This window comes from Streptomyces sp. YS-3, from assembly GCF_045257485.1.
Taxonomy (GTDB): domain Bacteria; phylum Actinomycetota; class Actinomycetes; order Streptomycetales; family Streptomycetaceae; genus Streptomyces.
Genome location: NZ_JBJHPC010000403.1, coordinates 1 through 6,764, shown reverse-complemented (window position 1 = coordinate 6,764; position 6,764 = coordinate 1). Strand labels below are relative to the sequence as shown.

The following is a 6,764-nucleotide window of genomic DNA, read 5'->3' as shown; positions in this document are numbered from 1 at the left end:
GTGGAAGGCGCTTGGGGGTTGACGCGATGGCGATGCGGCGGCAGGGGCTTGGGGGCGCGGGCTTCGCCGGTGCCGTCGTGACCGGGGTGACGGCCGCCGCGGTGACCGCCGCGGGCGTGCTCGTCGCCGGCTGCGCGGCCGACGCCTCCTCGGGCGCCGACGGGCCGCAGGGGCGTCCGGCCGAGCCGGGCCAGGTGGTGGCCCGCGCGGCGGACGCGCTGGTGGCCGCCCGCAGCTCCAAGACCAGCACCTCCATGGAGATGGCCGCGGGCGGGACGCGCGTGACGATCCGCGGCGAGGGGGTGTACGACTTCGCGCGCCGCATGGGCCGGTTGAAGGTCGTCCTGCCCCGGGACGCGGCGGGCGCGGAGGAGCACCGCCCGATCACCGAACTGCTCGCGCCCGGCGCGCTCTACATGAAGAACCGGGGCGCGGGCGTCCCCGCCGACAAGTGGGTCCGGATCGACACGGCGACCCTCCCCGACGGCAACCTGGTCACCGGCGGGGTCACCGACCCGCTGGTCGCGGCCGAACTGCTGCGCGGCTCGGGCGCGGTGACGTTCGTCGGCGAGGAGGAGCTGGCGGGCGTCCGGGTCCGGCACTACCGGGGCACCGCCGACATCCCCCGCGCGGCGGGCGCGGCCGGGCCGCACGCGCGCGGATCGCTGGCGGCGGCGGCGAAGGGCTTCGGCCGGTCGAAGGGCGCGGTGCCCTTCGACGCGTACTTCGACGCCCAGGGCCTGCTCCGCAAGCTGCGCCAGCACTTCAGCTACGTCAACGAGGGGCGTACGGTCGCGGTCGCCTCGACCACGCTGCTGTACGGATTCGGGGTGCCCGCCGCCGTGAAGCTGCCGGCGGAGCGGGACATCTACGCCGGAAAGATCGAGTCGTAGGGGCCGGGGGGCGTTCGGGAATTCGGTCATGGGCGGTGGCGGAAATGGTCCGTCCGTGCCATGCGCGGTGTGTGTGCTCCTCCCTACGCTAGGAAGCCGACGACGGCAGAAAGAGGGGTAGAGGGGTGAGGTGCGTGGCCGGGCTTCGCAGTGCAACCGTCCAGGACCACGTGGCCCTCGTCGAGATCGAGCTGTGCGGTGAGCTGATGATCGCCGCCTCGGCCGCCGACGGGGAGCGGCTCAGTCCGGACCTGATCGACGAGGTGCTCAAGGTCGAGCCCCAGGACCCCACGGGCGCGGGGGGCTGATTCCGGCCACGCCCGCGGCCCCGGTGCATGTGACCGCCCCCGGCCGCCGCCTTTCGGCCAGGTGGCCGGGGCGGCCGGGGCGACCCCGGTGGCCGGGACAGCCGGGGCAGCCGAGGCAGCCGGGGTGGCTCAGTCGCACGAGCCGGTCGCACGAGTCGGCCGCGCCCGTGCGCGTTCACCGCTGCCGACGGCTCAGGTGCGCAGCAGACGGGCGATCGCCTTCGTGGCCTCTTCCACCTTCGCGCCGATCTCCCCGCCCCCCTTCACCGCGGCGTCCGCCACACAGTGCCGCAGGTGCTCCTCCAGGAGCTGGAGGGCGAAGGACTGGAGGGCCTTCGTGGACGCGGAGACCTGGGTGAGTATGTCGATGCAGTAGACGTCCTCGTCCACCAGGCGCTGCAGCCCGCGGACCTGGCCCTCGATGCGGCGCAGCCGCTTGAGGTGTTCTTCCTTCTGCTTGTGGTAGCCGTGCACCGGGTGCGGCTGGTCCGTGAGGACGGTCTCCGGCTCGGCGGGCTCGGTGGTCGTCATCGCGTCCTCCCGTGGTGAGAAAAGGGGTGAGATACCCCTCGTGGGTATAGGGTAACGAACCCCGTGGAAGGGGGTGCGGATACGGGCCGGGGGTCCGTGCTGATCACTGTGCCTGATGGGCGACACTGAAGTACGCCGGTTAGCCGTGGCCGGATGATGCGCCTAGCATCAGCCTGACCGAATCCAGAGCACCCCGAGGACCCCACGTGCGCTTTCGTCTGACCCCCAGGGAGACGAGCTTCTACGACATGTTCTCCGCGTCCGCGGACAACATCGTCACGGGCTCGAAGCTCCTGATGGAACTGCTCGGAGCGGATTCCGCGTCCCGGGCCGAGATCGCGGAGCGGATGCGGGCAGCGGAGCACGCGGGTGACGACGCGACCCACGCGATCTTCCACCAGCTGAACTCCTCGTTCATCACGCCGTTCGACCGCGAGGACATCTACAACCTCGCGTCGTGCCTCGACGACATCATGGACTTCATGGAGGAGGCCGTCGACCTCGTCGTCCTCTACAACGTCGAGGAGCTGCCCAAGGGCGTCGAGCAGCAGATCGAGGTGCTGGCGCGGGCGGCCGAGCTGACCGCCGAGGCCATGCCGAACCTGCGGACGATGTCCAACCTCACCGAGTACTGGATCGAGGTCAACCGTCTGGAGAACCAGGCCGACCAGATCCACCGCAAGCTGCTCGCCCATCTCTTCAACGGCAAGTACGACGCCATTGAGGTGCTCAAGCTCAAGCAGATCGTGGACGTACTCGAAGAGGCGGCCGACGCCTTCGAGCACGTGGCGAACACGGTGGAGACCATCGCCGTCAAGGAGTCCTGAGCTTCGTGGACACCTTCGCACTGATCGTGACCATTGTGGTCGCGCTCGGATTCACGTACACGAACGGGTTCCACGACTCGGCGAACGCCATCGCGACCTCCGTCTCGACGCGGGCGCTGACCCCGCGCGCGGCGCTGGCCATGGCCGCCGTGATGAACCTCGCCGGTGCCTTCCTCGGCAGCGGGGTCGCCAAGACCGTCAGCGAGGGCCTGATCGCCACGCCCGAGGGCAACAAGGGGATGGGAATCCTCTTCGCCGCTCTGGTCGGGGCGATCATCTGGAACCTGGTGACCTGGTACTTCGGGCTGCCGTCCTCGTCCTCGCACGCCCTGTTCGGCGGCATGGTCGGCGCGGCGCTCGCGGGTGGCACGACCGTCCACTGGGACGGCGTGCTCGACAAGGTCGTCGTGCCGATGTTCGTCTCACCGGTGGTCGGCCTCGTCGTCGGCTACCTGGTGATGTGCGCGATCCTGTGGCTGTTCCGCAAGTCCAACCCGCACAAGGCCAAGCGGGGCTTCCGGATCGCGCAGACCGTCTCGGCGGCGGGCATGGCGCTGGGCCACGGCCTCCAGGACGCCCAGAAGACCATGGGCATCGTGGTGATGGCCCTGGTCATCGCGGATGTGCAGTCCGCGGGCGACGAGATCCCGATCTGGGTGAAGATCGCCTGCGCGGCGATGCTGTCGCTGGGGACGTACGCGGGTGGCTGGCGCATCATGCGGACGCTCGGGCGGAAGATCATCGAGCTTGATCCGCCGCAGGGGTTCGCCGCGGAGACCACGGGGGCCTCGATCATGTTCGGGTCGGCGTTCCTGTTCCACGCGCCGATCTCCACGACGCATGTCATCACGTCCGCGATCATGGGTGTGGGGGCGACGAAGCGGGTCAACGCGGTGCGGTGGGGTGTCGCGAAGAACATCATCCTCGGGTGGTTCATCACGATGCCGGCTGCGGCGATGGTGGCTGCTGTGAGCTATTACGTGGTGCGGGTCTTCTTCGGCTGAGCGCCGTGACTCGGGGGCTCGGGGCTTTCGCCCCGAGCCCCTTTTGCGTGCCTGCTTGCCTGCGTGCCTGCTTGCTCGCCTGTCTGCGGGCCGGTGGGGGCTGGTCGCGCAGTTCCCCGCGCCCCTGAAGACGGTGGCTGAGCTGGGTTCTCCGGCTGACGCCAAACCCTCAGAGGCGGAAGGCAAAACGGGCCCGCCTCCTGGCACCAGGAGGCGGGCCCTTCGTCTTGCGGTGGCACCGCCATGCAGCACCGCAGACGGTCCTGGGGTTATCCGAAGCGGCCCGAGATGTAGTCCTCGGTCGCCTGTACGGACGGGTTGGAGAAGATCCGCTCGGTCTCGTCGAGCTCCACGAGACGGCCGGGCTGGCCGACGGCCGCCAGGTTGAAGAACGCCGTACGGTCCGAGACGCGCGCCGCCTGCTGCATGTTGTGCGTCACGATGACGATCGTGAAGCGCTCCTTCAGCTCGCCGATCAGGTCCTCGATCGCCAGGGTGGAGATCGGGTCCAGGGCCGAGCAGGGCTCGTCCATCAGCAGGACGTCCGGCTCGACCGCGATCGCCCTGGCTATGCACAGCCGCTGCTGCTGGCCGCCGGACAGGCCCGAGCCGGGCTTGTTGAGCCGGTCCTTGACCTCGTTCCAGAGGTTCGCGCCCTTGAGGGACTTCTCGACGACGTCCGCCAGCTGGTTCTTCTTGTACGAGCCGTTGAGGCGCAGACCGGCCGCCACGTTGTCGAAGATCGACATGGTGGGGAACGGGTTCGGCCGCTGGAAGACCATGCCGACCGTGCGGCGCACCGCGACCGGGTCGACGTCCCTGCCGTACAGGTTCTCGTCGTCCAGGAGCACCTTGCCCTCGACGCGGCCACCCGGGGTGACCTCGTGCATCCGGTTCAGGGTGCGCAGGAAGGTGGACTTGCCGCAGCCGGACGGGCCGATGAAGGCGGTCACGGAGCGGGGCTCCACGGTCATCGAGATGTCCTCGATCGCCTTGTGGGAGCCGTAGTACGCGGTCAGGCCGCTGACGTCGATTCGCTTGGCCATCTGAATCACTGCTTCTTTCGTTGGTCGCGTCAGCGGCCGGTCTTCGGGGCCTTCCAGCGGGCGATGCCGCGGGCCACCAGATTGAGGATCATGACGAAGGCGATCAGCACCAGGGCGGCGGCCCAGGCGCGGTCGTACGACGCCTCGCTGCCCACCCGGTACTGCTCCCAGATGTAGAAGGGGAGCGAGGACTGGGCGCCGTCGAACGGGTTGGTGTTGATCAGCTGGCTGCCGAAGACGAGCAGCATGATCGGGGCGGTCTCACCGGCGATACGGGCGATGGCGAGCATGACGCCCGTGGTGATGCCGCCGATCGCGGTCGGCAGGACCACCTTGAGGATCGTGCGCCACTTCGGGACACCGAGGGCGAGGGAGGCCTCGCGGAGCTCGTTCGGGACGAGCTTGAGCATCTCCTCGGTGGAGCGGACCACGACCGGCATCATCAGGATCGCCAGCGCCAGCGACCCCATGAAGCCGGACGGCTTCAGCTCGAACATCAGCATCAGGGTGAGGATGAACAGACCCGCCACGATGGAGGGGATGCCGGTCATCACGTCGACGAAGAACGTCACGGCCTTGGCGAGCGCGCCCTTGCCGTACTCCACCAGGTAGACCGCGGTCAGCAGGCCGAGCGGGGCGGAGATCAGGGTGGCGATACCGACCTGCTCCAGGGTGCCGACCAGCGCGTGGTAGACGCCGCCGCCCTTCTCGAAGCCCGGGACGCCGGCCATCGAGTGGGTGAGGAAGTCCCCGTCGAGGACCTTGGTGCCCCGGCTGACCGTCGTCCACAGCAGGGAGAGCAGGGGGATCAGGGCGAGGATGAAGCAGACCCAGACGAGCGAGGTGGCGACGCGGTCCTTGGCCTGGCGCTTGTTCTCGACGGCCGAGGTGACCCCGTACGAGATGAGCACGAACAGGAGCGCGGATATCAGGCCCCACTGGACCCGGCTCTCCAGGCCGAAGGCGAGGCCGATGCCGCAGCCGAGCGCGATGCCCGCTGCGCCGAAGGCGGCCCCGGCCCAGCGGGGCAGGCCCCGGCGGCTCAGGCTGCCCTTGCGGGGCGCGGACGCGGCCGGGCGGGTGTCCTGGACAACTGCGTTGGACATCAGGCGTTCGCCCCCGAGTACTCCTTGCGGCGCGCGATGATCAGGCGGGCCGCGCCGTTGACCAGCAGGGTGAGGATGAAGAGCACCAGGCCGGAGGCGATCAGGGCGTCCCGGCCCAGCTCGTTGGCCTCGTCGAACTTCGCCGCGATGTTCTGGGCGAAGGTGCCGCCACCCGGGTTGAGGATGTGGGCGGAGAGCAGATAGCTGGGGGAGAGGACCGTGGCGACGGCCATCGTCTCGCCGAGCGCCCGCCCGAGGCCGAGCATCGAGGCCGAGATGACGCCGGAGCGGCCGAAGGGCAGCACCGACATCCGGATGACCTCCCAGCGGGTGGCGCCCAGCGCCAGGGCGGCCTCCTCGTTCATCCGCGGCACCTGGAGGAAGACCTCGCGGCTGACGCTGGTCACGATCGGCAGGATCATGATCGCGAGCAGGATGCCGACGGTGAAGAGCGAGCGGGCGACGCCGACCTCGGTCTTCTCGAAGACGTACGTCCAGCCGAGGTACTCGTCGAGCCAGGAGTTCAGGCCCTCCAGGTACGGGACCAGGAAGAGGGCGCCCCAGATGCCGTAGACGATCGAGGGGATCGCGGCGAGCAGGTCGACGACGTACGCGAGGGGCGCGGCCAGCTTGCGCGGGGCGTAGTGCGAGATGAACAGGGCGATGCCGACAGCGATCGGAACCGCGATGGCCATCGCGATGATCGAGCTGACGACGGTGCCGAAGAGCAGGACCGCGATGCCGAAGACCGGCTTCTCGGCGGCCGGGTTCCAGTCGAAGGTGGTGAGGAAGTTGCCCTCGTCCTTGGACAGGGCTATCGCGGCGCGCACGCTCAGGAAGAGGGCGATCGACGCCATCAGGGCGAGCAGCAGGATGCCGGAGCCCCGGGAGAGGCCGAGGAAGACCTTGTCGCCCGCGCGGCCGGTGGACTTGCGGCGCAGGGCGGGGGCCGGAGCCGCTGGTGGCGGCGGAGTGTTCGTGGTCAGGGAAGCCATCGATCTTTCCGGTCTGTGGGCGGGGACGGTGTGGGTCCCCTGGCGGCGGTGCAC

At 69.4% G+C, this 6,764-nt stretch carries 8 protein-coding genes; 4 read left to right on the top strand and 4 right to left on the bottom strand.

What is annotated here, in order from left to right:
- The first annotated feature begins 26 nt into the window (after window positions 1–26).
- Together ACJA3G_RS26460 and ACJA3G_RS26455 are read left to right on the top strand one after the other, a co-directional pair.
- Complete coding sequence (locus ACJA3G_RS26460) at window positions 27–893, top strand: hypothetical protein (RefSeq protein WP_406555555.1); 867 nt, start codon at window positions 27–29, stop codon at window positions 891–893.
- Between the two features lie 134 nt (window positions 894–1,027).
- Entirely contained in the window at window positions 1,028–1,201 is a 174-nt protein-coding gene (locus tag ACJA3G_RS26455) for a hypothetical protein (RefSeq protein WP_406555554.1), read from the top strand.
- Window positions 1,202–1,393: 192 nt separating this feature from the next.
- Here the strand turns inward: ACJA3G_RS26455 and ACJA3G_RS26450 are convergent, their stop codons facing one another.
- Window positions 1,394–1,732: a metal-sensitive transcriptional regulator gene (locus ACJA3G_RS26450; protein ID WP_406555553.1), complete on the bottom strand. Its 339-nt coding sequence runs from the start codon at window positions 1,730–1,732 to the stop codon at window positions 1,394–1,396.
- Between the two features lie 206 nt (window positions 1,733–1,938).
- On the opposite strand from ACJA3G_RS26450, the gene ACJA3G_RS26445 reads away from it, so the two are divergent.
- Both ACJA3G_RS26445 and ACJA3G_RS26440 read left to right on the top strand, forming a co-directional pair.
- Complete coding sequence (locus ACJA3G_RS26445) at window positions 1,939–2,559, top strand: DUF47 domain-containing protein (protein WP_067155188.1); 621 nt, start codon at window positions 1,939–1,941, stop codon at window positions 2,557–2,559.
- A 5-nt stretch (window positions 2,560–2,564) separates the two neighbouring features.
- On the top strand, window positions 2,565–3,563 hold the full coding sequence (locus ACJA3G_RS26440; protein ID WP_406555552.1) for an anion permease: 999 nt from the start codon (window positions 2,565–2,567) through the stop codon (window positions 3,561–3,563).
- A 269-nt stretch (window positions 3,564–3,832) separates the two neighbouring features.
- Here ACJA3G_RS26440 and pstB read toward each other — a convergent pair whose 3' ends face one another.
- The 3 genes from pstB to pstC are packed head-to-tail and all read right to left on the bottom strand — an operon-like array spanning window position 3,833 to window position 6,710.
- A complete protein-coding gene (gene pstB / locus ACJA3G_RS26435) occupies window positions 3,833–4,609 on the bottom strand; it encodes a phosphate ABC transporter ATP-binding protein PstB (RefSeq protein WP_358833702.1) in 777 nt (258 codons plus the stop codon).
- A gap of 29 nt (window positions 4,610–4,638) precedes the next feature.
- Window positions 4,639–5,715: a phosphate ABC transporter permease PstA gene (pstA, locus tag ACJA3G_RS26430; RefSeq protein ID WP_406555551.1), complete on the bottom strand. Its 1,077-nt coding sequence runs from the start codon at window positions 5,713–5,715 to the stop codon at window positions 4,639–4,641.
- Complete coding sequence (gene pstC, locus ACJA3G_RS26425) at window positions 5,715–6,710, bottom strand: phosphate ABC transporter permease subunit PstC (RefSeq protein WP_406555550.1); 996 nt, start codon at window positions 6,708–6,710, stop codon at window positions 5,715–5,717. Before pstC ends, pstA begins: the two co-directional genes overlap by 1 nt.
- Window positions 6,711–6,764: the final 54 nt, after the last annotated feature.

Excerpts from the sequence above, each read along its gene's own strand:
- ACJA3G_RS26460 (WP_406555555.1), top strand. The coding sequence starts at position 27 with ATGGCGATGCGGCGGCAGGGGCTTGGGGGCGCGGGCTTCGCCGGTGCC.
- pstA (WP_406555551.1), bottom strand. The coding sequence starts at position 5,715 with ATGTCCAACGCAGTTGTCCAGGACACCCGCCCGGCCGCGTCCGCGCCC.
- ACJA3G_RS26450 (WP_406555553.1), bottom strand. The coding sequence starts at position 1,732 with ATGACGACCACCGAGCCCGCCGAGCCGGAGACCGTCCTCACGGACCAG.
- pstC (WP_406555550.1), bottom strand. The coding sequence starts at position 6,710 with ATGGCTTCCCTGACCACGAACACTCCGCCGCCACCAGCGGCTCCGGCC.
- pstB (WP_358833702.1), bottom strand. The coding sequence starts at position 4,609 with ATGGCCAAGCGAATCGACGTCAGCGGCCTGACCGCGTACTACGGCTCC.